At 63.8% G+C, this 24,593-nt stretch carries 17 protein-coding genes; 8 read left to right on the top strand and 9 right to left on the bottom strand.

The window, feature by feature from the left end; all coding sequences use genetic code 11:
- Positions 1-45: 45 nt before the first annotated feature.
- A complete protein-coding gene (locus tag EIP75_RS24850) occupies positions 46-3,525 on the bottom strand; it encodes a calcium-binding protein (protein ID WP_158622781.1) in 3,480 nt (1,159 codons plus the stop codon).
- Positions 3,419-11,044, bottom strand: a complete 7,626-nt coding sequence (locus EIP75_RS24485) for a calcium-binding protein (RefSeq protein WP_508608328.1) — start codon at positions 11,042-11,044, stop codon at positions 3,419-3,421. The genes EIP75_RS24850 and EIP75_RS24485 overlap by 107 nt, the downstream gene beginning before the upstream one ends.
- On the opposite strand from EIP75_RS24485, the gene EIP75_RS24050 reads away from it, so the two are divergent.
- Complete coding sequence (locus EIP75_RS24050; protein ID WP_233584750.1) at positions 10,931-11,227, top strand: hypothetical protein; 297 nt, start codon at positions 10,931-10,933, stop codon at positions 11,225-11,227. The two genes, EIP75_RS24485 and EIP75_RS24050, sit on opposite strands and share 114 nt — an antisense overlap.
- Positions 11,228-11,653: 426 nt before the next feature.
- On the opposite strand, the gene EIP75_RS08375 is transcribed toward EIP75_RS24050, so the two are convergent.
- From EIP75_RS08375 to EIP75_RS08360, 4 genes are all read right to left on the bottom strand, one after another.
- Positions 11,654-11,983: a hypothetical protein gene (locus EIP75_RS08375; RefSeq protein ID WP_125242790.1), complete on the bottom strand. Its 330-nt coding sequence runs from the start codon at positions 11,981-11,983 to the stop codon at positions 11,654-11,656.
- A 30-nt stretch (positions 11,984-12,013) separates the two neighbouring features.
- Entirely contained in the window at positions 12,014-13,516 is a 1,503-nt protein-coding gene (locus tag EIP75_RS08370) for an HlyD family type I secretion periplasmic adaptor subunit (protein ID WP_233584749.1), read from the bottom strand.
- The gene (locus EIP75_RS08365) at positions 13,513-15,759 is read right to left on the bottom strand and encodes a type I secretion system permease/ATPase (RefSeq protein WP_125242789.1); all 2,247 of its coding nucleotides are present in this window, start codon (positions 15,757-15,759) and stop codon (positions 13,513-13,515) included. The genes EIP75_RS08370 and EIP75_RS08365 overlap by 4 nt, the downstream gene beginning before the upstream one ends.
- Positions 15,760-15,889: 130 nt before the next feature.
- Complete coding sequence (locus EIP75_RS08360; protein ID WP_125242788.1) at positions 15,890-17,473, bottom strand: alkaline phosphatase D family protein; 1,584 nt, start codon at positions 17,471-17,473, stop codon at positions 15,890-15,892.
- Between the two features lie 66 nt (positions 17,474-17,539).
- Here EIP75_RS08360 and EIP75_RS08355 point away from each other — a divergent pair, with 66 nt between their 5' ends.
- From EIP75_RS08355 to EIP75_RS08345, 3 genes are all read left to right on the top strand, one after another.
- Positions 17,540-18,247 carry a PhaM family polyhydroxyalkanoate granule multifunctional regulatory protein gene (locus EIP75_RS08355; RefSeq protein WP_125242787.1) on the top strand — a complete coding sequence of 236 codons (708 nt, stop codon included), beginning with the start codon at positions 17,540-17,542 and terminating at the stop codon, positions 18,245-18,247.
- A 116-nt stretch (positions 18,248-18,363) separates the two neighbouring features.
- Positions 18,364-18,804 (top strand): hypothetical protein, encoded by a 441-nt coding sequence (locus tag EIP75_RS08350; protein ID WP_125242786.1) that lies wholly within the window; start codon positions 18,364-18,366, stop codon positions 18,802-18,804.
- Positions 18,805-18,847: 43 nt separating this feature from the next.
- Positions 18,848-20,329: an FAD-linked oxidase C-terminal domain-containing protein gene (locus tag EIP75_RS08345; protein WP_125242785.1), complete on the top strand. Its 1,482-nt coding sequence runs from the start codon at positions 18,848-18,850 to the stop codon at positions 20,327-20,329.
- Between the two features lie 24 nt (positions 20,330-20,353).
- On the opposite strand, the gene EIP75_RS08340 is transcribed toward EIP75_RS08345, so the two are convergent.
- A complete protein-coding gene (locus EIP75_RS08340; protein ID WP_125242784.1) occupies positions 20,354-20,578 on the bottom strand; it encodes a zf-HC2 domain-containing protein in 225 nt (74 codons plus the stop codon).
- Positions 20,575-21,177, bottom strand: a complete 603-nt coding sequence (locus EIP75_RS08335) for a sigma-70 family RNA polymerase sigma factor (RefSeq protein ID WP_125242783.1) — start codon at positions 21,175-21,177, stop codon at positions 20,575-20,577. Before EIP75_RS08335 ends, EIP75_RS08340 begins: the two co-directional genes overlap by 4 nt.
- A gap of 154 nt (positions 21,178-21,331) precedes the next feature.
- Here EIP75_RS08335 and EIP75_RS08330 point away from each other — a divergent pair, with 154 nt between their 5' ends.
- Genes EIP75_RS08330 through EIP75_RS08315 form a run of 4 tightly spaced genes read left to right on the top strand, consistent with a single transcriptional unit; the run spans position 21,332 to position 23,893 of the window.
- Entirely contained in the window at positions 21,332-21,682 is a 351-nt protein-coding gene (locus tag EIP75_RS08330) for an HvfA family oxazolone/thioamide-modified RiPP metallophore (RefSeq protein WP_199758533.1), read from the top strand.
- 33 nt (positions 21,683-21,715) lie between these two features.
- On the top strand, positions 21,716-22,573 hold the full coding sequence (locus tag EIP75_RS08325; RefSeq protein ID WP_125242782.1) for an HvfB family MNIO-type RiPP peptide maturase: 858 nt from the start codon (positions 21,716-21,718) through the stop codon (positions 22,571-22,573).
- Positions 22,570-23,352 (top strand): HvfC family RiPP maturation protein, encoded by a 783-nt coding sequence (locus EIP75_RS08320; RefSeq protein WP_125242781.1) that lies wholly within the window; start codon positions 22,570-22,572, stop codon positions 23,350-23,352. The genes EIP75_RS08325 and EIP75_RS08320 overlap by 4 nt, the downstream gene beginning before the upstream one ends.
- The gene (locus EIP75_RS08315; RefSeq protein WP_125242780.1) at positions 23,342-23,893 is read left to right on the top strand and encodes an HvfX family Cu-binding RiPP maturation protein; all 552 of its coding nucleotides are present in this window, start codon (positions 23,342-23,344) and stop codon (positions 23,891-23,893) included. The genes EIP75_RS08320 and EIP75_RS08315 overlap by 11 nt, the downstream gene beginning before the upstream one ends.
- On the opposite strand, the gene EIP75_RS08310 is transcribed toward EIP75_RS08315, so the two are convergent.
- Entirely contained in the window at positions 23,869-24,576 is a 708-nt protein-coding gene (locus EIP75_RS08310) for a GntR family transcriptional regulator (RefSeq protein WP_125242779.1), read from the bottom strand. The genes EIP75_RS08315 and EIP75_RS08310 overlap by 25 nt on opposite strands.
- Positions 24,577-24,593 lie beyond the last annotated feature (17 nt).

Here is a 24,593-nt window from a genome sequence, read left to right as displayed (position 1 = left end):
TGCCAGCTAACCAGCACGGAGCCTGCCTGATCAGGTCGAGTCAGATCAGGTGGCGACCCAGTTGGCCGCGATCACTGGCGTCAGGGACGCCTGGTAGTTCGCGGGCAGGGTGGTCTGCCCAGCAGCCGGCGGTGTGAACTGTGCCATCGCGTTGACCAGATTGAGCACATTGGCATTGCTCAGGAACTTGCCATCGCCCGCTTGCATCTCCTCGATCTGGTAGGCCGCACCACTGAACCAGTCCTTGACCACGACCTTGTCAGCGGTGCCGATCACGCTGACCTCCAGGTCCGTCAGGCTCGTGCCGGATTTTCGGAACCACAGCTGGTCCGCGTTGATCGTCCCCGAGAACACGATCGCATCGCTGTTGCCAGCGATGGTGTCGTAGTCGCTGATCTGGTCCGAACCATCTCCAGGACTGAAGAAGTAGACATCCCCGTCGGCGCCACCTGCCAGGGTATCGCTGCCCTTCCCCCCCCAGATGGCGTCATAGCCTGCTCCGCCGATGATGGAGTCGTCGTTGTTCAATCCATAGAGGAAGTCGGTGTCATCACCTCCGCTGAGCGTATCGTTGCCATCACCACCGCGCAGATAGTCCACACCGGCTGCACCTGACAGCAAATCATTGCCTGCGCCACCTTCGAGCGTATCGCTGAAGCCCGCTCCATACAGGTAGTCATTACCGTCCAGCCCGTGGATGCGGTTACCGCCATCGGTGTAGCCGTTAATGGTATTCGCGCCGGCATCGCCGTTGGTGATGACGCGAGACTTGATCGCCGCCTCGTTCCAGGTGATGCCATCGCTGAACTTGATCTGCTCGATCTCGTAGGCATCGCCAGAGAACTGGTTCTCGATCGTCGCCTGGTCGGACGTACCGTACCTGATCACCAAATTGTCGCCCAGGCGCTCGATTGAAGTCACTTCGGTGGACTTGACATCCGTGAACGACACCACGTCGATGTTGCCAGTGCCGGTGTCGTAGTCGTAGATGCGGTCAATGCCCGCCCCCTTGGCCAGCACGTAGGTGTCGTTGGCTTCGTGGCCACGCATGGAGTCGTTGCCGAGGCCACCCACCAGCGTGTCCAGGCCCTGGCCGCCATACAGCGTGTCATTGCCAGCTCCACCCAACACGCTGTCGTTGCCGACATCGCCGCTCACATAGTCGTCACCCGCACCGCCATCCAGGGTGTCTGCCTGCCCGGCTCCATACAGGGAATCATTGCCATCCAATCCGTAGATGCGGTTGCCACCATCGGTGTAGCCGTTAATGGTATTCGCGCCGGCATCGCCGTTGGTGATGACGCGAGACTTGATCGCCGCCTCGTTCCAGGTGATGCCATCGCTGAACTTGATCTGCTCGATCTCGTAGGCATCGCCAGAGAACTGGTTCTCGATGGTCACCTGGTCAGACGTGCCGTACTTGATCACCAGGGTGTCACCCAGGCGCTCGACCGCCGTCACTTCGGTGGACTTGACGTCGGTGAAGGACACCACGTCGATGTTGCCCGCCCCAGTGTCGTAGTCGTAGATGCGGTCGGTGCCCGCACCCTTGGCCAGCACATAGGTGTCGTTGGCCTCATGCCCACGCATGGAATCGTTGCCTGTACCGCCCACCAGCGTGTCCAGGCCCTGGCCGCCATACAGCGTGTCATTGCCCGCTCCACCCAACACACTGTCGTTGCCGACATCGCCGCTCACGTAGTCGTCGCCTGCACCGCCATCCAGGGTGTCTGCCTGCCCCGCTCCATACAGGGAATCGTGACCATCAAATCCATAGATGCGATTGCCGCCGTCAGCATAGCCGCTGATGATGTTGTTGCTGGCATCACCATTGGTGATGACTCGGGACTTGATGGTTGCTTCGTTCCAGGTAATACCGTCACTGAACTTGATCTGCTCGACCTCGTACATGTCGCTGCTGAACTGACTCTGTATCGTCACCTGATCATCCGTGCCGTACTTGATGACCAAGTTATCGCCCAGGCGCTCGATCGATGTCAGCTCTGTCGACTTGACATCGGTGAAGGACACGGTGTCGATATTGGCAGCCGTGCTGTCGCCTTCGTTGATGCGGTCAACCCCCGCGCCCTTGGCGAACACGAAGGTGTCGTTGCCCGTGCCACCGATGAGTGCGTCGTTGCCTGTGCCACCGACCAGGGTGTCGTTGCCTTCGCCGCCATTGACGGTGTCGTTGCCTGCGCCCCCGCTGATGCTGTCATGGCCGGCCAGGCCATTGATGGCGTCGTCGCCTGCCGGCAAGACGATGATGTCATCACCGGAGGTGGCCCCCGAGACCTTGGACTTGATGGTCGCCAGATCCCACACGGTGCCGTTGCTGAACACGATCTGCTCGATCTGGTAGCCGCCCGCAGCGTTGTTGTAGAAGAAGCTGTCCACGCGCAATGTATCGGTGGCGTCGGTGAAGCCAATGACCAGGCTGTCGCCGTCACGGTTCAGGATCACATCGGACACAGCAACATTGCTGCCCAGGCGGATCGCATCGAGCTTGCCGACCGTGCCGTCGTAGCTGGAGATCGTGTCGCGCCCATGGCCCTTGCCGAAGAGGTAGGTGTCATTGCCCACGCCGCCCTGCAGGGAATCGTTGCCGGCACCGCCATCAAGGGTGTCGTTGCCTGCCCCCCCCGAAAGGTTGTCATCTCCCTCCTGACCCAGCAGGCTGTCATTGCCTGCATCACCGTACAGCGTGTCGTTCTGGGCGCCTCCGCGGAGCAGGTCATCGCCATCCTCGCCAGAGAGGCTGTCCTCACCGGCTCCTCCATCGAGGGTGTCGTTGCCGGCACGGCCATACAGGGCGTCGTCACCGGCCAGGCCCGTGAGCGAATCGGGCATGGCATAGCCTGTCAGAACATCGTTCTCCGTCGTGCCGGCAGTGACTATGGACTTGACAGCGGCAATGTCCCAGGTGGTGCCATCGGCGAACTTGATCTGCTCGACCTGATAGCCGTAAGTGGCGTCGCTGTAGAAATAGCTGCTGATGCGCAGGCTGTCGGACGAGCCCTTGATACTCAGCAACAGATCATCGCTGGAGCGGGTGAGCACCACGTCGGCCACCGTGATGCCCGCGCCCAGTTGCACCACGTCCTGTTTGCCGGCCGTACCATCGTAGTTGTTGATGGTGTCCTTGCCCGAGCCTTTGCCAAAGACGTAGGTGTCGTTGCCAGCATCGGCCTGCAAGGTGTCGTTGCCGGCGCCGCCATCGAGCGTATCGTTACCCGAGCCGCCCGAGAGATGGTCGTCCCCGTCCTGCCCCAGCAGGCTATCGTTGCCGGCATCACCGTACAGCTTGTCGTTCTGCGTGCCACCTCGGAGCAGATCATCGCCGTCCTCCCCATAGAGGCGGTCCTCGCCAGAACCGCCATCAAGCGTGTCGTTGCCGGCACGGCCGTACAGTGTGTCGTTACCGGCCAGGCCCGTGAGCGAATCGGCCGTGGCCAGCCCGATCAGGGCATCGTTGCCAACGGTGTTCAGCGCGACCTGAGACTTGACCNTCGTTCTGCGTGCCACCTCGGAGCAGATCATCGCCGTCCTCCCCATAGAGGCGGTCCTCGCCAGAACCGCCATCAAGCGTGTCGTTGCCGGCACGGCCATACAGCACGTCGTCACCGGCCTGGCCCGTGAGCGAATCGGCCGTGGCCAGCCCGATCAGGGCATCGTTGCCAACGGTGTTCAGCGCGACCTGAGACTTGACCGCGGCCACGTCCCAGGTGGTGCCATCGGCGAACTTGATCTGCTCGACCTGGTAGCCGTACGTGGCATCGTTGTAGAAGTAATTGCTGATGCGCAGGCTGTCGGAGGTGCCCTTGATGCTCAGCAGCAGATCGTCGCTGGAACGGGTGAGCACCACGTCGGCAGCCGTGATGCCTGCGCCCAGTTGCACCACGTCCTGCTTGCCCGCCGTGGTGTCGTAGTTGTAGATGGTGTCCTTGCCCGAGCCCTTGCCGAAGAGGTAGGTGTCGTTGCCGGCCTCGCCCTGCAGTTGGTCATTGCCCGCGCCGCCATCCAGGGTGTCGTTGCCTGCACCACCGTACAGCACGTCATCACCGTCCTGGCCCAGCAGGCTGTCATTGCCTGCATCGCCGAAGAGCGTGTCGTTCTGGGTGCCGCCGCGGAGCACGTCATCGCCCTCCTCTCCATACAGTCGGTCCTCGCCTGCTCCGCCATCGAGCGTATCGTTGCCGGCACGGCCATACAGGGTGTCGTCACCGCCCAGGCCTGTGAGCGAATCGGCCGTGGCATAGCCTGTCAGGACATCGTGGTCGTCTGTCGCGACGATCGCCTTGGCCTTGACTGCGGCCACGTCCCAGGTGGTGCCGTCGGCGAACTTGATCTGCTCGACCTGGTAGCCATAAGTGGCATCGTTGTAGAAGTAACTGTCGATGCGCAGGCTGTCAGCGCTGCCCTTGAGCAAAAGCACCAGGGCATCACCAGAACGGGTGAGCACCACATCGGCCGCGGTGATGCCCGCGCCCAACTGCACCACATCCGTCTTGCCGGCCGCGCTGTCATAGCTGGAGATCGTGTCACGACCATAGCCCTTGCCGAACACGAAGATGTCGTTGCCAGCCTCGCCGCTGAGGAAGTCGTTGCCGACGCCACCGTCGAGGGTGTCGTTGCCCGCCCCCCCGATCACGTAGTCGTCACCCTCCTGGCCCAGCAGGCTGTCGTTGCCTGCATCGCCATACAAGGTGTCGTTCTGGGTTCCGCCTCGGAGCACGTCATCGCCGTCTTCACCCGACAGTCCGTCGTCGCCCGCGCCACCATCGAGCGTGTCGTTGCCGGCACGGCCGTACAGTGTGTCGTTACCGGCCAGGCCCGTGAGCGAATCGGCCGAGGCATAGCCGGTCAGGGCATCGTGATCCTCCGTGGCGACAATCACCTTGGACTTGACCGTGGCCACGTTCCAGATGGTGCCATCGACGAACTTGATCTGCTCGACCGGGTAGCCGGAGGCCGCGTCGCTGTAGAAGNGCGTGTCGTTGCCGGCACGGCCGTACAGTGTGTCGTTACCGGCCAGGCCCGTGAGCGAATCGGCCGAGGCATAGCCGGGCAGGGCATCGTGATCCTCCGTGGCGACAATCACCTTGGACTTGACCGTGGCCACGGTCCAGATGGTGCCATCGACGAACTTGAGCTGCTCGACCGGGTAGCCGGAGGCCGCGTCGCTGTAGACGTAGCTGCTGCTGCGCAGGCTGTCGGATGTCCCCCTGATGCTCAGCAGCAGGTCGTCGCGGGAGCGGGTGAGCACCACGTCGGCCACGGCGATGCCGGTGCCTAGTTGCACCACGTCCGTCTTGCCGGCCGTGCTGTCGTAGCTGGAGACGGTATCGCGGCCATAGCCCCTGCCGAAGATGAAGACGTCGTTGCCGGCATCACCGCTGAGGTAATCGTTGCCTGCTCCACCGTCGAGGGTGTCATGGCCCGATCCACCGGCCAGATTGTCATCACCGTCCTGGCCCAGCAGGCTGTCTTTGCCCGCATCACCGGACAGAATGTCGTTCTCGGTGCCGCCACGGAGCAGGTCATCCCCGTCTTCGCCCGACAGGCTGTCCTCGCCAGCACCACCATCGAGCGTGTCGTTGCCAGCACGGCTGTACAGCGCATCGTCACCGGCCAAGCCAGTGAGCGAGTCGGCCGTCGCGTAGCCAGTCAGGACATCATTGTCTGCCGTGGCGATGACCAGCTTGGATTTGACCGCAGCCACGTCCCAGATGGTGCCATCGGCGAACTTGATCTGCTCGACCTGGTAGCCATAGGTGGCATCGCTGTAGAAGTAGCTGTTGATGCGCAGGCTGTCGGATGTGCCCTTGATGCTCAGCAGCAGGTCGTCACTGGATCGCGTCAGCACCACGTCTGCAGTGGTGACGCCCGTACCAAGCTGCACCACATCCAGCTTGCCAGCCGTGGTGTCGTAGTTGTAGATCGAGTCCTTGCCGGAGCCCTTGCCAAAGAGGTAGGTGTCGTTGCCGCCATCGCCTTGCAGGTTGTCATTGCCGGCACCGCCGTTGAGGGTGTCGTTGCCTGCACCACCCGACAAGGTGTCAGGGCCGGCGCCCCCGGTCAAGGCCTCCGCGACGCCTGTGCCGTACTGGGCCACCCCTGCGGGTGTCGTGGCGGTCGACAGACGGGACTTGACCGCCGCATAGTTCCAGGTGGTTCCGTCGGCGAACTTGAGGTTCTCCACCGTGTAGGCAGCCGTGCCATCCAGGTAGAAGTAGCTCTGCACAACCAGCTTGTCATCGGTGCCAGAAATGCTGATGACCAGGTCATCGCTGCTGCGCGTCAGCACGACATCGGTGGCGAGCACGCCCGCACCCAGTTCGATGACATCGGCGTTCGTGCCCAGCGCATCGACGTCGTGGTTGTAGATCGTGTCCTGGCCGCCACCGCGGCCAAAGCGGTAGACATCGGCGCCGTTGCCGCCCTGGAGGTTGTCGTTGCCCGAACCACCGTCCAGCGTATCGTTGCCGGCATCGCCGTAGAGGTAGTCATTGTGCTCGTTGCCCTGCAGGCTGTCGGCGTCGTTGCCACCGTACAGCGTATCGCGGCCCAGCCCCCCCTTGAGCACGTCCGCACCATCGCCGCCACTCAGGTTGTCATGCCCGACGCCACCATCCAGCGTGTCGTTACCGGTCAGGCCGCTCAACACATCATTGCCATCGCCGCCAGACAGGCTGTCCGCCGTGACATAGCCGGTCAGGCTGTCATTGCCGGTGGTATTGGCCAGCACCTTGGTCTTGACCGCGGCGATGTCCCAGGTCGTGCCATCGGCAAACTTGAGGGTTTCGAGCGCATAGCTGGAGGCACCATCCAGGTAGAAATAGCTCCGCACCACCACTTGGTCGGTCGTGCCGTTGATCCGGATCACCAGGTCATCGCTGTTGCGCGTGAGCACCAGGTCCGTGGTGAGCACGCCAACCCCTAGCTCGATGACATCGGCGTTCGTGCCCAGCGCGTCCGAATCGTGGTTGTAGAGGGTGTCCTGACCACTGCCCCGGCCGAATCGATAGACGTCGGCGCCATTGCCACCACTGAGGTAATCCGTGCCGGCACCGCCATCCAGCGTATCGTTGCCCGCGTCACCGTAGAGGTAGTCATTGTGCTCGTTGCCCTGCAGGCTGTCGGCGTCGTTGCCACCGTACAGCGTGTCGTTGCCCAGCCCCCCCTTGAGCACATCGGCACCGTCACCGCCACTCAGGCTGTCCTGGCCGGCACCACCGTCCAGCGTGTCGTTGCCAGCCAGGCCGTTCACGGTGTCGCTGCCATCGCCGCCGGACAGGCTGTCCGCCGTGGCGTAGCCGCCCAAGCCGTCATTGCCCGTGGTGCTGACCAGCACCTTGCCCTTGACCGCGGCAATGTCCCAGATCGTGCCGTCGGCGAACTTGAGGGTCTCGAGCGCGTAGGGGGCGGTGCCGTCCTGAGAGAAATAGCTCTGCACCACCAACTGGTCGGTCGTGCCATTGATCCGGATCACCAGGTCATCGCTGCTGCGCGTCAGCACCACGTCCGTGGTAAGGACGCCGGCCCCCAGTTCGATGACATCGGCATTCGTGCCCAGGGTGTCAGCGTCGTAATTGAAAATGGTGTCCTGGCCACTGCCCCGGCCGAAGCGGTAGACATCGGCGCCATTGCCACCTTGGAGGTTGTCGTTGCCTGTGCCGCCGTCCAGGGTGTCATTGCCGGCATCGCCGTAGAGGTAGTCGTTGTGCTCGTTGCCCTGCAGACTGTCGGCGTCATTGCCGCCGTACAGCGTGTCACGGCCCAGCCCCCCCCTGAGCACATCGGCGCCATTGCCGCCGTTCAGGCTGTCTTGCCCAACGCCGCCATCCAGCGTGTCGTTGCCGGCTTCGCCGTTCAATGTATCGTGACCCTCGCCCCCAGACAGGCTGTCTGCCGTGGCGTAGCCGGTCAGGTTGTCGTGGCCTGTGGTGCTGGTCAGCACCTTGGCCTTGACCGTGGCGATGTCCCAGGCTGTGCCATCGGCGAACTTGATGCTCTCGACCGCATAGGCGGACGCGGCATCTTGATAGAAATAGCTCGACACACGCAGTTGGTCATCCGTGCCTTTGATGCTGATGATCAAGTCACTGCTGCTGCGCGTCAGCACCACGTCCGTCACGGTGATGCCAGCCCCCAGCTGGATCGTGTCGGCATTGACACCCAGGGCATCGGCGTCGTGGTTGTTGATCGAGTCCTGGCCATCGCCACGGCTGAACAGGTAGACATCAGCGCCATCGCCACCTGACAGCGAATCGTTGCCTGCGCCTCCATCGAGCGTGTCGTTGCCGGCATCGCCATACAGGCTGTCGTTGCCGCCCGAGCCCACGACGGACAGAGGCACCGTGAACCGCAGTGCTGCGTTCCAGAACAAGCCACCGCTGCCCGCGATCACATCCAGGCCATCGAAGGCGCCAGCGCCATTGCCACGATCGACCTTGACGCCCGTGTCCGTGGGATTCATGACATGGCTGCCGACACGCACCGTGTTGATCCACAGGTTGCGGTCTTCACCGTTGACGGTCGCATCGTTGGCGAACACCACGTCCAGTGAGACATCACGGCCCTGTGGCAGATCGACGTCGAAGGTGTAGTCGGCCCATCCGGAGGTGGAGCGCACTTCGGCAGAGCCGACCTTCTGGCCGTTGATCCACAGTTGCAGCTCCGCTCCCACGCCCCCGGCCAGACTGGCCTTGGCGCTGATAACCACCTTCTCGGGCCGGCTGTCGCCTTGCAGCAGGTCGTTGCCGTTACCGCCGTACAGAAGGTCGTTGTCGCTGCCGCCCTGCAGCTTGTCCTGGCCGTCTCCCCCGACAAGGTAGTCCGAACCTGCGGCGCCATGGATCGTGTCGTTGCCGCCTTTGCCATCCAGGGTGTCGCGACCAGCGCTGCCCACCAACAGATCCGCCGTGGCATAGCCAGTCTGGTTCACACTTGTCTGCTGGCCAGGGGTCAGGAGCAAGGCCTTCACCTGGTCGATGCTCAGCTGCGTGCCATTTGCAAAACGAATGGTTTCCACCGCATACGCGGACTGCCCATCTTGAGAGAAGTAGTTCTGGACCTGCAGCTGGTCGTTGGTCCCGGCGATGGCGATGACCAGCGTGTCGCCGGAGCGGCTCAGTTCGATGTCCGATGGCGTGATGCCGTCTCCCAACTGGATCACATCGGCGCTCGTGCCCAGCGTGTCCGAGTCATAGTTGTAGATGGTGTCCTGGCCAGAACCGCGGCCGAATCGGTAGGTGTCCTGGCCATCACCACCGGACAGGTAGTCATTGCCGGTACCGCCGTCCAGCACGTCAGCTCCGGCTTCGCCGTAAAGCGTGTCGTTGTCGGCGCCCCCTTGAAGAACGTCGGCACCGTTGCCGCCATAGAGGATGTCATTGCCTGCACCTCCCAACAGTGTGTCCGAACCAGCGCCAGCGTTCACATAATCGGCGCTCGCACCCGCATCAATGAGGTCATTGCCATCACCAGCATTCACTGTATCCCGGCCATCCAAACCCACGTACAGGTCGGCGCTAGAAGACAGGGTTGGCGATGTGCCGAGGTTGACGCGCAGATCTGCCAATATGGATGCGAGCCACGGCTGGGCTGAGAAGTCCGAGATCCAGGTTCTCAGGAGCGCAATACCATCCAGGCCAACAGCTTCCAGCGTGTCGTGAGAGTAACGGTTCAGTTCGATGAGATCGATCAAGGCGTTGGCGGCATTAGCAGATTTGTTGCTCGCCAACAAAGTGATGAAAGGGGTCGTATCGATTTCGACCTCGTTGTCCTCGATCGTGAACGTGATCGCATCGAGATATGGCCTGAGGCGTGTCTGCATCACTAGCGATGCATAGGCCGACTCCCTCAATGCATCGTAAGCTTGGTTCAAGGATTCAATTTGATTGGTAGTGATCTGGATCTCATACCGCACCTGTGGTCCAGTAGGAGGCACATAGACTCCGCCGCCGCTGCCACCACCTCCTGCAGAGCCAGCCCCCCCACCAGACGACGTCGTGCGAATAGTTGTGAAGTCAATAAATCTCTGACCATTGAAGACTTCTAGCACGGCGAGCCGCGCCATCACCTCAACGCCGGCTTCCGTCAACTGCAATCCTTCATATTGGTGAGCGCCTGGCTTCTTGGCATACCTCTCGTCGTTAAACACAAATCGAGCAGCATCATAGTCAGCCGAAGGGCTATTGCTCAGCAACGCCTGCAATTGCTCCGGGTCCATTGCAGTGATTCTGTAAGTCTTCGTGTTACCCGACTCGTTGATCAAGGTTCCCGTCACGCCCTCGATCAGGCTTGGGGTAATGTCGTGCTTGCCAGTGCTAGACGCCCAATCGGATAGCAACGCATCGATCAGCTTTAGCTGCGCTTCCCGAGTAGATGCTTGTGCAAAGGCGTTCACCGTGTTGACCAATGTCTGGGCCGTCGCCGTACCCTGGCTCATTGCTTCTCTTAAGTCACGCACCCAGCCGCTCCCGCCCATCTCTGGCAGAGCACGAGCAATCTCCGTTAAGGGGATAGAGGGAAATTCTCGGTAAAACGGATTGTCGGCAAGGTCGAGATTACCGGCGCTTGCGCCTGAGACGGACACGCTGTCAATGTGTGTAGTAGTTTGATTACCGAACGCGACTGATGCCGTCGCAGTGACCGCATTGCCATTTCCCAGATTGGTAGCCGTGGCGGTACTTATCAGAGAAATGCTTGTAATGTTTTTTTGGACAAGCGTACTGAGTTCGTTGGCTTGGCTAATCCCATCTTGATTGATGTCCTGCCAAAGCCTTACCTGACTGAAGGCTGCATCTTGAGCATCAAACACTTTGTCATTATTGGCATCGAGGGTTCCTAGGGCCTCAAAACCACTGAAGGCAGCTCTTTGCACCCCCGCTGCGTCGATGATCTGGGTATCTACGCCAAACAACTCTTGACCGGAATCGATAGTGCCATTGCCGTTTCGGTCCATGACCAGCCAGGCATCATCCCCTTTCAACCATCCCGTCCCAGTTCGGATGCCATCGGCGTTATGGTCAAACAAAATGGGGTTACCCGCTCCGACGCCAACAGTTTCAATGCCATCCCGATCCAAATCGATTGCCAGCGGGTCACGGCGGGGTGGATTTTTGGCATCACGGTATTTTCCGCTGATGGCATCAGCAAGATCCTTCTGCAGCGCATAGTCCGGGAAAAGCATCCGCCGAACATCTTCCAACAAATCAGATAAATTATCCGGATCCAGGAAATCAGAAATTCGATCTCGATTCATTTTGGCGGCATTTGCCATGATAGAAATTGCTAGCCCTGCCGCCTTTGCCCCAGGATGTGGTACGAGCCCGGAAGACAGCACCCCCCCAATCCCAGAAATCAGATCTAGCAATCCATCGGATACTTTTCGCGCATCATTTGTCTGTAACCCCTGAGAAATGGACGTGATACCGTTGGCAATAGGCGCCACGGAGGCAATTGCAGAAGAAAGCTCCAGCAATGGGTGATTGGGTTTGATCAGATTAATAGCCTGCGAGCCAAGCTGAATAACCGTCGCCCCGTCCGTCCAATCCACATTCGGAAATTTCTGCGCCAACTGAACTATATCTGCAACGACATTTGACAACTCACCTGCAGAAGAAACTGTTTTCGCCATTTAAATACCCTATTTATTAATAAACAACAAAAAGCAAAAAACGATTAACCAGCCAAAAAGAAAAAAACCCAGGCAAGTCAGCAATTGAAGAACCGTAGCAAGCCTCGGATTTTTTTTAATCTGCTCGCCAGAAAGGTCGTCTTGAGGCAATCCGTATTTATCAACCGCCCCAGGCACGAACTGCCTTACAAATAATGAAATACAAGACAGCAAGAGCAGCGGAATAAGAACAACAACCGACAACGGGCCGACACGCTCATGCCCCCAATAGCGCAGGATGAAGGCAGAAAAAACGCCCACAGCGATGCCCCCAAAAAATGACTTGCCTGAAGAACTCATAAAAACCTTTGGAACGAAAAATCCGAGCGCTCAGCGCTCCCTCAAACTTTCCCCCGCATGCTTCTGCACCGGACTCAGTAAGTAGTCAATCACCCGCCTCTTCCCCGTCTTGATCTCCGCCGTCAGGTTCATCCCTGGCGCCAGCCTGATCTGTTTGCCATCCACATCGATCACATTGCTCGCCAAGGCCAATGAAGCCGGAAACACTGCCCCGCCAGGGCTGTCCGCCTTGGCCTTACCGTCCTCGTCACGCTTGATCTGCGGGTCCTGCATCACCGCATCGGCCGTGATGTGCGTCACCTTGGCGGGCACCGTGCCATAGCGCGTGTACGGAAAGGTCTCCAGCTTGATCTCGGCCTCCTGGCCTTCGCTGACAAAGCCCACGTCCTTGTTTTCGAGCGTCACGTCCGCCGTGACCTGGGCCTGATCGGGCACCACCACCAGCAGCACCTGTGCAGGCGTGACCACGCCGCCCGTGGTGTGAACGGCCAGTTGCTGCACGGTGCCATCCACCGGGGCCGCCAGACTTGTCAGGCGCTCGCGCTGGCTGGCCTTGGCCCCCTCCGCCACCAGTTGGCGCTGCTGCAGATCGGCCTTGGCATGGCGTTCGTTGAGCGTGCTGACGGTGTCGGCCATCCATGCCCGACGCGTCTGCTCGGCCTGGATGATGGCGGCCTTGGTCTCTTCGCGGCGAGCACGGTAGGCAGCCAGGTCCTGCTCCATCTCGATGCGCACCTGGGTGCGGTCCTGCCCCGCGTGTTGGCTCACGAAGCCCTGCTTGGACAGCGTCTCGAAGTCGACCTCGCGCTTGCGTGCGATGGGCAGGGTGGCCTCCAGCTTGGCTACTTCCTCGCGCACGGTGTCCAGCTCGGCCTTCTTGGCCGCGATGTCCGAATCGAGCTTGGCGCGCTGGGCCTGGATGTTCAGCCATTCGGCGCTGAGCTGCGACTTCGCCATGGTCAGAGAGCCCGCATCGACCTCGCGCGCTGCTGACGGCAAGGACGGCGTTTTGCCGCTGTCCAGGGATCCAAGCAGGGCCTCGGTACGCCACGCCTCCAGCAAGGCCGCCGTGCGCTCCTGCCCCACCCGGCTGTTGTCCGCGCGGGCGGACGTAGGGTCCAGCTCGATCAGCAACTGGCCGGCCCTGACCTTGTCGCCGTTCTGCACATGGATGGCCTGCACCACGCTGGTTTCCAAGGGCTGGATCAGCTTGGTGCCTTCGCTGACCACAATGCGCCCCGGAGCCACCGCGACGATGTCCACCTGCCCGAAACAGGCCCACAGCAAGGCGATGGTGAACAAGCTCAGGATGACCCAGATGGCCCGCCGCGGAGACGGATGCGGCGGCGTGGCCTGCAGGCTGAGCGCCGCCGGCAGGAAGGCCACTTCGTCGGCCAGCCTTGCGGGACCGGCCAGTTGATGGCGTTGCGCCCAGACCGCCCGCCAGATGGCTCTGTATCGAGCCATCAGTTCAAGGAAGGGATGCCGAGGCGGTGCGGCCACGACCTGCTCCGAAGACGATGCAGCGCTCACGATTGAACCTCCGACCCGGGAGCTTCCTGCCCGCCCGACTGCTGCATGCGCCACAGGTAGGCATACAGGCCCTTGGGATGCTTGATCAATTCGTCGTGCGGACCCGCCTCGACAATGCGCCCCTTGTCCATGGCGATGATGCGATGGGCATGGCGCACGGCACTGAGTCTGTGCGCAATGATGAGCACGGTGCGCCCCCGGCAGATGGCCGCCATGTTGCACTGGATGATGGCTTCGCTCTCGTAGTCGAGCGCGCTGGTGGCCTCATCGAAAATCAGGATGCGCGGGTTGGAGAACAAGGCCCGCGCGATGGCAATGCGCTGGCGCTGCCCGCCGCTGAGGCTGGCGCCCTGTTCGCCCACTATGGTGTCGTAACCCTCGGGCAGCTCGCTCACGAAATCATGGGCACCTGCCAGCTGAGCCGCCCGCATGATGGCCTCGATCGGTGCCGCCGGGTCGGCGATGGCGATGTTCTCGCGCACGCTGCGGTTGAACAGGAAGTTGTCCTGCAGCACCACGCCCACCTGGCGGCGCAGCTGCGCAGCATCGATCAGGCTGATGTCGATGCCATCGACCAGCAAGCGCCCCTGTTCAGGCACGTACAGGCGCTGCACCAGCTTGGTCAACGTGCTCTTGCCCGAGCCCGATCGTCCAACGATGCCGATGACCTCGCCAGGAAGGATGTCCAGACTCACGCCTTGCAGCACGGGTGCGGCTTCAGGTCGGTAGCGGAAGGTAACCTGGTCCAGCGTGACCCTGCCCTTGACAGGAGGAAGTTGGGCCGCGTTGGCAGGAGGCACCTCGGTACGGGTGTTGAGGATGTCGCCCAGCCGCTGCATCGAAATGCCCGTCTGCTGGAAATCGGTCCACATCTGCGCCAGACGCATGATGGGCTGGGCCACACGCCCGGCAAACATGTTGAACGCCACGAACTGCCCCACGGTGAGCTCCTGGTCCATCACCAGCTTGGCGCCGAACCACAAGGTGGCCGCGTTGACCAGCTTGCCGATGAGGTTGATGCCCTCGTTGGCCCAAGTGGCCAGATTCTGGGTCTTGAAGCTGGCCGACACATAGGCAGCCAGCTGATTGTCCCAACGGCGGGCCATGGAGGGCTCCAGCGCGTTGGCCTTGACCGTCTGGATGCCTGTGATGGTCTCCACCAGCAGCGCCTGGTTCTCGGCACCGCGGGCGAACTTCTCGTCCAACCGCTTGCGCAGCACGGGCACCACCAGCAGGCTCAGGATGACGTACAAAGGCAGACTCGTCAGCACGATCAGCGTGAGGGACACGCTGTAGAAGAACATCACGGCGATGAACAGGACCGAGAACACCACGTCCAGCACCAGCGTGAGGGCGTTGCCCGTGAGGAAGCTGCGGATGTTCTCCAACTCGCGCACGCGGGCCACGGAATCACCGACACGGCGTGCCTGGAAATAGGCCAGGGGCAGGCGCAGCAGGTGCTGGAACAGACGCGCGCCCAATTCGACATCGATGCGGCTCGTGGTGTGGCTGAACACATAGGCGCGCAGCCCTGTCAGGACGCTTTCGAACACCACAACCACCAGCAGGCCGATCACCAGCACATCCAGCGTGGTCATGCCCCGGTGGACCAGCACCTTGTCCATCACGACCTGGAAGAAGAGGGGGCTGATCAGCGCGAAGATCTGCAGGAACAGTGAAACGACCAGCACTTCGCCCAGCAGCTTGCGGTAGCGCACCAAGCTGGGAATGAACCAGCTGAAGTCGAACTTGGCCATTTCGCCCACCAGACTGGCGCGGCTGGTAGCCAACAGCAGTGTGCCCTGGCCGCCACCGCCAGCCCATTGGCGCGCGAAGACCTCCAATGGCTCGATGGTGGGACGCCCGCCTCCATCAGCCCCGGCATCCTGAAACAGGACCCGCTGGCCATCGCATTGGGCCAGCAGGACCCAGCGTTCTTGCCCGTCGTCATCGACCAGACGGGCCAATGCCGGGAGGGCAGCGAGATTGAGTCGTTCGGGTGTGGTCCTGACCAGCTTGGCTTTCAAGCCAAGGTGCTTTGCGGCACGAAGCAAGTCGTCGTGTTGGAGCGCCGAGTGGGGGTCGATGGCGAGTTGATGCGCCAACGTGGCGGCATCCGCAGCAATCTGGTGCAGACGCGCCAAGAGACACAGAGTCTCAAGCGATTTGGCAGCATCCACCTGTACGGCGGGCGCGCGCACCTCTCCCTCGACGCCCTTCTTCGGAGCGACTTGTATCTGCATTTCCCTGCTTCCTACTTCGTCATGCGATGAATCACGCATGAATGACGCGCAAACTATGGCATACGTTTACACATCGTGAAATAGGTCACTCAAGCCCAAAAAGCAATTATTACCACTGGTTACTTTGTGCTCAGACCCGCTTTGGCCCCGCCACGCCCCGCTCGACCACATAACTGGCCTGCGTGTGAAAGCGCGCATCCGCACGCACCGGGTGCGCGGTGGCGCGGAAATCACAACGCATCTGCTCGGGGGTGACGTCGATCAGCGCATAGCCGCGTTCATCGCCGCGCAGGTACAGCAGGTCGGGATTGCTGGCCTTCATCCAGCCATGCAGGAACTCGCTCAGGCCCTTGCTGCTGATGGACGAGGCCACGAACTCGCTGGCAATGATGGCGCTTTGCGGATCACGCGGGTTCAGGCGCAGATTGGCGGCCACGTGGCGGTGCACGTCGCCGCTGAGGACCACCACATCGGGCACCCGCGGCTGGGCGATGGCGGTCATCAGGCGCTCGCGCGCAGCCGGGAAGGCATCCCAGCCATCGCTGTAGAGCATGGCTTCGGCGCCCGGCGGCTTGAAGGTGCCGGGTGACATCTGCGTGCTCTGCGCGATGATCCGCCAGGCTCCGCGACTGGCGGCCAGCGACTGGCCAAGCCAGTGCTCCTGCCCCTGTCCCAGCATCGTCCGCTCAGGCGCGCCCGTGGCATCGCAGCGCCACAGCATCTTGTCGCGCCAGAACGAGTTGGGCAGGCTGGTGCAAGCCTGCTCGCTGCGGTACTGGCGCGTGTCCAGCAGCCAGATGTCGGCCAGCCGGCCCCAGCTGTACCGCGTGTGCATCTGGGCGTTCGCGCCCACCGGCGCGCGGCGCGGTGAGATGGGCAAGTGTTCGAAATAGGCTTGGTAGCCACGCGTGCGCACCTGCAGCAGCTCTTCGACGCTCATGCCGAAGTTGTCGTGGTCGCCGTCGTAGTCGTTGCGGACTTCGTGGTCGTCCCAGGTCAACAGCCAGGGGTGGGCCTCGTGGCAGGCGCGCAGGTCAGCATCGAGCTTGTAGCTGGCGTGGTGCACCCGGAAGCGCTCCAGGCTGAGCTCGTCCATCAGGCCGGACACATGGCGGCGCATGCGGGCGCTGTTGACCGCATCGGTTTCGTAGATGTAATCGCCCACGAACACCACCGCGTCCACATCGCTGCGCGCGATGTCGCGGTGGGCCGTGAAGTAGCCCTGCTCATAGTGTTGGCAGGAGCCCAAGGCCAGGCGCAGGCGCTGCACCCGGGCCTCTGGATCAGGTGCCGTGCGGGTGCGCCCCACACTGCTGGCCTGGCCCGCAGCGATGAAGCGGTAGTGGTAGGTGCGGTCGCTCTCCAGCCCATCGACCTCGACGTGCACGCTGTGCGCGCGCCCAGGCAGGGCCAGGGACTCGCCCTGCCGCACGATGCTGGCAAAACGAGGGTCGTGGGCCACTTCCCAACGCACGGGCACGGGCTGGGAAGGCATGCCGCCATCGGGCTGCAAGGGTTTGGGCGCCAGGCGGGTCCAGATCACCACGCTGGTGGGCAGGGGCTCGCCGCTGGCCACGCCCAGGGTGAACACCTCGTCCGATTCGGTCCAGCCCTGCAGCACGGGCTGCGCCGCCGTGGTCACGGCAAAGAGCTGGCGCCAGGCCAGTGCGGCCGCCAGGGGGCCGGTGAGTCGGAGGAAGTCGCGGCGTTGCATAGGTGAAGCCCGGGATTATGGGGTGCATCTCGCGGCACAATGGTCTGCACGACGCAGGAGACCCGCATGCCCACGCGACCCACCAGCCCCGATCCGTCCGGCTCTGCCGATGCCAGCAACCCCTTTGCCGGCCTGAGCGCCGCCGGCCTGGGCTTTTTCCAGGACTGGATGAAGGCCGCCTCCAGCGCCCTGCCCAACCTGGGCGGCAGTGCGGCCGGCGCCGGGGCTGCCTGGAGCATGCCGACGCTGGACCCTGAAGAACTGGACAAGCGCATCCAGGACCTCAAGACCGTGCAGTTCTGGCTGGAGCAGAACGCCCGCATGATCGGCATGACCATCCAGACCCTTGAAGTGCAGCGCATGACCCTGCAGACCCTGCAGGGCATGAAGGTGCCGCTGGACGCCTTGCGGGAATCGCTGCAGGCGCAGGTCACGCCGCCGGTCCCTTCCGCCCCTCCTGCCTCGACACCGCCCCCGGCCGCCTCTGCCCATGACGAGGACGCCCCCAGGGCCAGCGCCGCGGCCGAGGCCGCGGCGGCTGTCACCCCGCCGCCGGGCGTGAATCCGATGCAATGGTGGAGCACCCTGACGGAACAGTTCTCGAACCTGGCGTCCCAGGCCGTGCAGGCGGGCTCGGACGCGATGTCCGTGCGGACCGCGCCCAGCGACACGCCCGCCGACGCCCCCAAGCCGGCCACCAAGGCCAGGGGCAGCGCCCGCGCCAACCCCACGGGCCGCGCCCGAGCCACGCCGCGCAAAACGCCCAAGGCCTGATTCCGGATCCCGCAAGAAGGGCACCCCCTTTTGGGGGCCCCCTCGAAGGGGATGGGCAAACCCCGTGCAGTTGTCCACACTGCGCAACCGTTGTGCTTGTCCTACGAGGTTGCGCCATGATCACTCGCTCATCTTCCCGCTGCCGGCCCATCCCCTTCACGGATCCGCTGCACGAGCCGCCCGGCCTGTCCAGGGCGGTGCGCTGGTCGCCACCGCCGCCCCCCAGCGGCCTCGTGACGCCCCGGCCCGCAGCCACGAGCTGGATGTCGCGCCCCCTCGCAGGCCTGCACAGCGCCAACGATTCCACGCCGCGTTCGCCCTCGGCCCCCGCGGCTGACAAGGCATCGCCCACCGGCGTCCGCCTGGCGGCCGTGCGCACGCCCGGCACACCGGTGCTGCGCCAGGCCCTGGCCCGCTACGACGGGCCGCACTCGCTCAGCGTGCGCTCGTCGGCCACTGGCCGCCACTACCGCTTTCCCGAGCAGGGCTGCACCCAGGTCATCGACGCCGCGGACATCGCCCTGATGCGCCGCATCGAGGACATCACGCTGCTGTGACCCGCACGCCACGGCGGCATCCCCATGCCGCTACAGTGTCGGCATGGACATCAACGTGGTTCGAGTTCAACGGCAAAAGGACGTGCTGGCGGCCCTGCGGCAGGTGCTGTCCGAGCGCAGCCTGCTCTGGCACGACGAGGCCGTCACCCCCTACGAATGCGATGGCCTGAGCGCCTACCGGCAGCGCCCCCTGGTGGTGGCCTTGCCCGAAACCCATGAACAGGTCGGCCTGGTGCTCAAGGCTTGCCACGCACTGGGCGTGCCTGTGGTGGCACGCGGTGCGGGCACGGGGCTGTCGGGCGGCGCCCTGCCCCATGCCGATGGCGTGACGCTGTCGCTGGCCCGGCTCGACAAGGTCGTGCACATCGACGCGCTGGCGCGCACGGCCATCGTGCAGTGCGGCGTGCGCAACCTGGCCATCAGCGAAGCGGCCAGCCCCCACGGCCTGTACTACGCCCCCGACCCCAGCAGCCAGATCGCCTGCACCATCGGCGGCAACGTGGCCGAAAACGCCGGCGGCGTGCATTGCCTGAAATACGGGCTGACGGTGCACAACGTGCTGCGCGTGCGCGGCTTCACGGTCGAGGGCGAGCCCATGGCCCTGGGCAGCGAGGCGCTGGACACCCCCGGCCTGGACCTGCTGGCCGCCTTCATCGGCAGCGAAGGCCTGCTGGGCGTGGTCACCGAAGTCACGGTGCGGCTGCTGCCGCGGCCCCAGGTGGCGCGCTGCCTGCTGGCCAGCTTCAACGATGTGCGCCATGCGGGTGATGCGGTGGCCGCCATCATCGCCGCGGGTCTGATCCCGGCCGGGCTGGAGATGATGGACCGCCCCATGACGCTGGCGGTGGAGGATTTCGTCAAGGCCGGCTACGACCTCGAGGCCGCCGCCATCCTGCTGGTGGAAAGCGACGGCACGCCCGAAGAAGTGGAAGAAGAGATCGGGCGACTGCGCGAGGTGCTGATCCAGGCCGGCGCCACGCGCTGCGACCTGAGCCAGGACGAGGCCCAGCGCCTGCGCTTCTGGAGCGGGCGCAAGAACGCCTTCCCCGCCACAGGCCGCATCAGCGCCGACTACCTGTGCATGGACGCCTCGATCCCGCGCAAGGCGCTGGCCACGATGCTGGAATCGATCGAGCAGATGCAGGCCTCGCACGGCCTGCGCTGCGTGAACGTGTTCCACGCGGGCGACGGCAACCTGCACCCGCTGATCCTGTTCGATGCCAACCAGGCGGGGCAACTGCAGCGCGCCGAGGCCTTCGGCAACGACATCCTGCGCACGGCGGTAGACCTGGGCGGCACCATCACCGGCGAGCACGGTGTGGGCATCGAGAAGCTCGATGCGATGTGCATGCAGTTCAGCGACGACGAGCGTGCCCAGATGCTGGCCTTCAAGGCGGCCTTCGATCCGCAGGGTCTGCTCAACCCGGGCAAGGCGGTGCCGATGCTGGCGCGCTGCGGCGAGTTGCGTGGCGTGCGGCGTGGCGCCGGGCTGGAGCAGGCCTTGGCGGATCTGCCGAGGTTCTGACGCGGCGCTTGCACTGAGAAGCGCTCAGGGCGCGTCGCCAGCATCCCTGGGAGGGCGCTCGGTGTCCAGCCCTTCATCGGACAGGGCATCGACACGGCGCAAGGCCTGGCGCAGCACACCGAGCTGCGCGTTGAAGCGGCGGCAGCCGGTGCAGATCATCAGGTGCATCTGCAGCGAAGCCCTTTCAGGCAGGCTCAGATCGCGGTCCTGCGATTCGGAGGCCAGGCGCGTGGCGTCGATGCACTTCATGCCGAGGCCCCTTCCCCGTTGAACCAGCGCTCGGCCAGGCAGGCACGCAGCCCCAGGCGCGCGCGGTGCATCAGCACCCCGCAGTGGTTGGCGTTGATGCCCAGCTCGCGGCAGACGTCCAGCGTTTCCAGCCCCATCAGCTCGCGCATCATGAATGCACGGGCCGGCACCTCGGGCAGCCGCGTGAGGCAGGCCTCGAACACCACCCAGAACTGCCGGGATGCCAAGGCCTGCTCCGGGCTGCCCCAATCGGCGGGCCGCGTTTCTTCGGCCCAGTGGCCCGTCTCATCGAAATGGCCCTGGATGTCGATCTGGTTCGCCTCGGCACCGTCGTCGAGGCCCTGCTCGCGGCGGCGTGCGCGCTGGCGGAAGATGTCCAGGATCTTGTTCTTGAGGATGCCCAGCACCCAGGTCTTGAGCGAGGCCCTGGAGGCAAAGCGCTCACAGCCGGCCAGCGCGGCGGCCAGGGCTTCCTGCACGGCATCTTCGGCCTGGTGCTCGTCGCGCAGCTGCAGGTGGGCAAAGCGCATCATGTCGCGGCGCAGGCGCTGCACGTAATCGGCATCGAACAGATCGGCGGCAGCGGCGTTGGGAGGCATGGGCAGGCGGGGGTTTCAGAAAAGTATACGGGGGGCTGTAATGAATGCGGGATTGGTGCGTCTATTGGACAGTCGCGTGCGTATGGTCCTTCTGAGGCCTCGCGGCTTCAACATCAACCCGTTCAATATCATTCACTGAGATCGGAGAAACCCCATGAACAAGACCAAAACCTCCCTGAGCCTGGGTTCCGCCTTCCTGGCCACCGCCACGCTGGCGCTGTCGGCACAGGCCGGGCAGACGGGCTATTCCGCACAGACCCTGGACAAGGGCTATCAAGTGGCCGCCGCCGACATGGACAAGAAGGCCGATGGAGCCTGCGGTGCGGCCAAGAAGGCGGACGGCTCCTGTGGCGCCGCCAAGGGCAAGGAGGGCTCCTGCGGCGCCTCCAAGCCGCACGCCGGCAAGAAGCGCGCTGATGGCAAGTGTGGTGAAGGCAAGTGCGGCGCGGCCTCCACACCCAAGGCCAAGATGGGCCTCAAGCCTGACCCCGCTGCCAGCAAGTGAGCCTTCGCGCATCACGTCGATGAAAGGCCTTCCATGAGCACATCCTTGTTGCACGGCGCCGGCCTGGGCTTGCGGCGCGAGCTGCTGCCCGCGCTGGAGGCGCAGGTGCCCGAGGGCATCGGCTTCTTCGAGCTGGCGCCCGAGAACTGGATGGGACTGGGAGGCCTGTATGCCCGGCGGCTGCGGCAACTGACCGAACGACATGCCTTTGCATGCCACGGCCTGTCGCTCTCGCTGGGTGGGCCACGTCCGCTGGATGTGGGCCTGCTGAAAGACATCCGCGGGTTCATGGACACGCATGGCATCGCGCTGTACACCGAGCACCTGTCGTGGTGCGGTGACGAGGCCGGGCACCTGTACGACCTGCTGCCCCTGCCCCTGACCGAAGAAGCCGTGCACCATGCGGCCAAGCGCATCCGCCAGGCGCAGGATGTGCTGGGCCGGCGCATCGGCATTGAAAACACCTCCACCTACCTGGTGCCGCCCGGCGCCGAGATGGACGAGGCCGCCTTTGTCGCGGCCGTGGTGCGGGAGGCCGATTGCCTGCTGCACCTGGATGTCAACAACGTGCACGTCAACAGCGTGAACCATGGCTTCGATGCTCTGGCCTACCTGGACGCGCTGCCGCTGGACCGCGTGGCCTACATGCATGTGGCTGGCCACCATGTGAAGCCCGATGGCCTGCTGGTGGACACGCACGGCGCCGAGGTGATCGACCCGGTGTGGTCCTTATTGCAGGCTGCCTACGAACGCTGCGGGCCGGTACCCACCTGCCTGGAGCGCGATTTCCACATCCCGCCGCTGGCCGAACTGATGCCCGAGCTGATGCGCATTCGCCAACTGCAGCAGCAAGTTGAGAATGCACCGACCGCGCAGCGGAAGGCCGCATGACCGATACCCCGCATACATCGCCGCTGCAGGCCTTCCAGCAGGCCCTGGGCCGGCATGTGCGGGACCCGCACCGCGCCGCCCGGCCAGCGGGTGCTTCGGCACGGCGCGTGGGCATCTACAGCGAGCTGGTGTTCAACAACCTGGATGGCTTGCTGCGCCCCTGTTTTCCGGTGACGCGATCTGTGTTGGGCGCACGCTGGACACGGCTGGTGCAGCAGTTCTGCCGGGAAGGGCGCTGCGAAACACCGTTGTTCCGTGAAGTACCAGGAGAGTTCGTGCGGTGGCTGCTGTCCACGCCTGCCACGCAGGTGCCGCTGCAGCCGTGGCTGCGCGAACTGGCCCATCATGAGTGGGCCGAACTGGCCGTGGAAACCGCCCCCTTCGAGGACGGCCTGGTCTGGACCTCGCCTGACGACCACGCGAGCGATCACTCATGGCATGACGAGCTGACCCATCCCAACCCGGCACTGATGAACCTGCACTACCAATGGCCTGTTCACCGCATCGGCCCTTCGTACCGGCCCCGCAAGCCGCAAGCCACCTTCATGCTGGTCTACCGCGACCGCGCGGAAACCGTGTGCTTTGCGCAGCTCAATGCCATGTCGTCGCGGCTGCTGCAGCACGCCAGCTCTGGCAGTCTGAGCGCCCGGCAGGCCAGCGAAGCCGTGGCCAGCGAACTGGGGCACACCGGGGTTGAGGCCCTGATCAACCAGGGTTTGGCGCAGCTGCAGGCCTGGCGCCAACAAGACGTGTTGCTGGAGACCCGTCATGTGGCTTGACCGATGGACGGCGCGCCTGCTGGCCACCCTGGACGAGGCCGGCCGATGGCTGGGCCCACTGGGCCTACGCCTGCTGCTGGGCTGGGAATTCCTGGAGGCCGGGCTGGAGAAGCTGCACGGGCAGAACTGGTTCACCGAGATCCAGGGGCGGTTCCCCCTGCCTTTCAACCTGATCCCGCCCGAGATGAGCTGGCAACTGGCCACCGGCTTCGAACTGGCCGGTGGCGTGGCGCTGATGCTCGGCCTGGGCACCCGTTTCTTCGCCCTGTCGCTGCTGGTGCTCACGGTCGTGGCCACCGCTGCGGTGCACTGGCCCATGGACTGGCAGACGCTGGCCGACCTTCGCCAGGGCTATGCCATCACCGACGATGGGCACGGCAACTTCAAGCTGCCGCTGATCTTCATGGCGATGCTGTTGCCGCTGCTGCTGAGCGGGCCGGGCAAGCTGAGCATCGACCACGCCGTGTGGCGCTGGTGGTATGCGCGCCGGATTTCAGCGCCGGCAACGGCGCGGCCTCAGGCTTCGCGCCTGGCGCGGTAGAGCATGTCCAGCGTGATGTGGCGCACCTCGAGCTTGCTCTGCTCGATGTGGGCCCGCAGCAGGCGCTGGGCTTCGTCGGTGCGGCGGCGGCTGATGGCGCGGATGATGCGCGCATGCTCGTCGTAGGTCACCTGCACGCGTGCAGGCTTGGTGAAATCCAGCCGGCGGATGATGCGGATGCGTTCGGTGATGTCGTCGTGCACCCGGGCCATCTCTTCGTTGCCGGTGGCGCGCACCAGGGCGCTGTGGAAATCCTCGTCCATGCGGTCGACCATGGCCTGCACCGGGTGGCGCTCGGCCTCGGCCACCAGCCAGAGATCGGCCAGGCCCTTGAGCACGGGGCGCTCCTCGGCCTCGCACAACTTGGCGATGGCGTGGGTTTCCAGCAGAACGCGCAGGTCGTAGAGCTGGTCGAACACCTCGAAATCGAGCGGCGCGACCTGCCAGCCGCTCTTGGGGAACACCAGCAGGAAGCCCTCGCGCTGCAGGCGCTGCAGGGCCTGGCGCAGAGGCGTGCGGCTGACCTGCAGGCGATCGACCAGGTCGCTCTCGCTGAAGCGGTCGCCTGGCAGCAACACGAAGTCGAAGATCATCTGCTTGATCTGCCCATAGGCGCGATCGGCCAGCGAAGGTGCACCGGAGGACAGGCCTGAGAACGGGGCCGTGGGAGCGATGATCTTCATGCGGACATCAGTGCGGT

The sequence above is a fragment of the Aquabacterium soli genome (assembly GCF_003933735.1).
In the GTDB taxonomy this organism is placed as follows: domain Bacteria; phylum Pseudomonadota; class Gammaproteobacteria; order Burkholderiales; family Burkholderiaceae_C; genus Aquabacterium; species Aquabacterium soli.
This window is presented reverse-complemented; position numbering and strand designations above follow the sequence as displayed.

Bases quoted from the DNA above. Each gene is read 5' to 3' on its own strand.
- EIP75_RS08360 (WP_125242788.1), bottom strand. From the start codon at position 17,473: ATGCAACGCCGCGACTTCCTCCGACTCACCGGCCCCCTGGCGGCCGCA.
- EIP75_RS08350 (WP_125242786.1), top strand. From the start codon at position 18,364: ATGATCACTCGCTCATCTTCCCGCTGCCGGCCCATCCCCTTCACGGAT.
- EIP75_RS08335 (WP_125242783.1), bottom strand. From the start codon at position 21,177: ATGCCTCCCAACGCCGCTGCCGCCGATCTGTTCGATGCCGATTACGTG.
- EIP75_RS08330 (WP_199758533.1), top strand. From the start codon at position 21,332: ATGAACAAGACCAAAACCTCCCTGAGCCTGGGTTCCGCCTTCCTGGCC.
- EIP75_RS08340 (WP_125242784.1), bottom strand. From the start codon at position 20,578: ATGAAGTGCATCGACGCCACGCGCCTGGCCTCCGAATCGCAGGACCGC.
- EIP75_RS08320 (WP_125242781.1), top strand. From the start codon at position 22,570: ATGACCGATACCCCGCATACATCGCCGCTGCAGGCCTTCCAGCAGGCC.
- EIP75_RS08325 (WP_125242782.1), top strand. From the start codon at position 21,716: ATGAGCACATCCTTGTTGCACGGCGCCGGCCTGGGCTTGCGGCGCGAG.
- EIP75_RS08310 (WP_125242779.1), bottom strand. From the start codon at position 24,576: ATGAAGATCATCGCTCCCACGGCCCCGTTCTCAGGCCTGTCCTCCGGT.
- EIP75_RS08315 (WP_125242780.1), top strand. From the start codon at position 23,342: ATGTGGCTTGACCGATGGACGGCGCGCCTGCTGGCCACCCTGGACGAG.
- EIP75_RS08365 (WP_125242789.1), bottom strand. From the start codon at position 15,759: ATGCAGATACAAGTCGCTCCGAAGAAGGGCGTCGAGGGAGAGGTGCGC.
- EIP75_RS08355 (WP_125242787.1), top strand. From the start codon at position 17,540: ATGCCCACGCGACCCACCAGCCCCGATCCGTCCGGCTCTGCCGATGCC.
- EIP75_RS08375 (WP_125242790.1), bottom strand. From the start codon at position 11,983: ATGAGTTCTTCAGGCAAGTCATTTTTTGGGGGCATCGCTGTGGGCGTT.
- EIP75_RS08345 (WP_125242785.1), top strand. From the start codon at position 18,848: ATGGACATCAACGTGGTTCGAGTTCAACGGCAAAAGGACGTGCTGGCG.